Origin of the sequence: Micromonospora sp. CPCC 205546 (assembly GCF_036902715.1) — a bacterium.
Taxonomy (GTDB): Bacteria; Actinomycetota; Actinomycetes; order Mycobacteriales; family Micromonosporaceae; genus Micromonospora.
In genome coordinates this window covers 1-1,659 of the sequence record NZ_JBAKHL010000150.1, presented here as the reverse complement: position 1 = coordinate 1,659, position 1,659 = coordinate 1, and the positions used below count along the sequence as shown (strand labels likewise).

General features: G+C 63.6%; 2 protein-coding genes. Both read right to left on the bottom strand.

Going from position 1 to position 1,659, the window contains the following annotated elements; genetic code table 11:
- Positions 1-16: 16 nt before the first annotated feature.
- The gene (locus V6U77_RS29750; RefSeq protein ID WP_334610056.1) at positions 17-928 is read right to left on the bottom strand and encodes an ATP-binding protein; all 912 of its coding nucleotides are present in this window, start codon (positions 926-928) and stop codon (positions 17-19) included.
- A complete protein-coding gene (locus tag V6U77_RS29745) occupies positions 925-1,467 on the bottom strand; it encodes a hypothetical protein (protein WP_334610055.1) in 543 nt (180 codons plus the stop codon). Before V6U77_RS29745 ends, V6U77_RS29750 begins: the two co-directional genes overlap by 4 nt.
- Between the last annotated feature and the right edge of the window lie 192 nt (positions 1,468-1,659).

Sequence of the window (1,659 nt, the reverse complement as noted above, 5' to 3'; positions counted from 1 at the left end):
CCAGTACCGCACCGACCTACTCGACGGGTTCCTCGCTCACACCGGACTGACACTCGAACCCGACACAACCTGACCATTCAAGATCTGTAGCCAACACACCCGGCTCCAGGTTGGGACGGTCAGCCATCAGCGCAGCGACGATTCGCAACGCAAGAGGCAGCCCTGCGCACAAGTCGGCCAGCTCGGCCAGCGGTCCTCGATCGGCCTGGTGCAGGCGTGGGTCGTCAGGGCCGCGGCGGCGGTCAATGACCTCGGAAAGCAGCTCGACGGCTGAGTTTGGGGCAAGGACGTCTAGGTCGTGCAGGCGGGCATCGAGGTCCAAAGTGTGCCGGGAAGTCACCAGCACGGGCACCTTGGCGTTGCCAGGTAAGAGCGGGAGCACCTGGTCTTCGCTCGCAACGTTGTCGATGATCAGCAGCAGCCGCCGGTCCTGGGCGGTATAGGCGTCCAGGACGCTGCGCCACAGCCGGGACCGGTCCTGCTCTCGGGTAGGAATGTGGTCTCCAGGGATCCCGATCGCCGACAGCCATCCAGCCAAGGCGGTACCCGCCGGCACGCGGCGCTCGGGGTCGTAGCCGAACATGTCGACGAATAGCACCCCACCGGGGAACCATCCATCGGTCAGCACCTCGTGCGCGGTATGCAATACCAGTTCGGTCTTGCCAATCCCGGCCATCCCCGCCACCGCCGAAACCAGCTGAACCGCACCCGGCCGGCCGGGCCGCAACGCCTCGCGCAGATCTTTGACCGCCTGGTCACGGCCAGTGAAGACCAGCGATGCCGGTGGCAGACCGGTCAGCGCTGGCCGAATCTCGGCCGGCAGCATGACCCTGACGTCGCGGCCCTGAATCACCGAGCTGAAGAACACCCCACCGGTGATCTGGTTCGACACCTCACTGTTGCCCGGCTGAGGGGCGATGGTGCTCACCTCGGAAGCCCGTTCTCACCCTGTTCGTTTGGCGAAGGTGGTGGGGGAAACACAACATTACTCAAGTCTCTGCCCATGATCAACGGACCGTGGAAGGTGCCGCCCTCGACCCGGTTCTCCACGGCTGCTGACCCTCGATCTATGGCTGGAACCGGCGCATTCCCGCTGTCCGCAAGAGCGGAAGTGGGTATTGTGGCGCAAGCATCACTCACTCCACAGATGTCTCGGCCCAACAGTGCTGGCCCGCTTACCTCAGCGTTGATCACCGTGTTGCGAACCGTATCAGCCGGTCTGCTCTTGAAGGTGTCGCCACGGCGTGCCTGGACTGCGCTATATACGACCAACATCAGCCCGCCGATGTTTACGAACACCCCGATCACGCTGGCCCACCGGTCTGCCTCCGTGAGACCGGCCCGTGCCAACAGCAAGCCCAGCGCGATCATCGCTAGTCCGACAACCACCCCGACGATCCACCAAAACTTACCGGCGCGCACGGTCATCACCGTATTGTCGACCGTCACCGCAACCCGGAGCAACACCGCCAGACGCTTCGCGAGATGCTGCTGATGCTGGCCGACGGCCCACGATTGCGGTTGATGCGGCTACAGATCTTGATAGGTCAGGTTGAGTCGGGTTCGAGGGTCAGGCCGGTGTGGGTCAGGAAGCTGTGGAGCAAGTCGGGTCGGTATTGGATGCGCTTGAGTCGGTTCTTGATGATCGCGAGTAGGTGG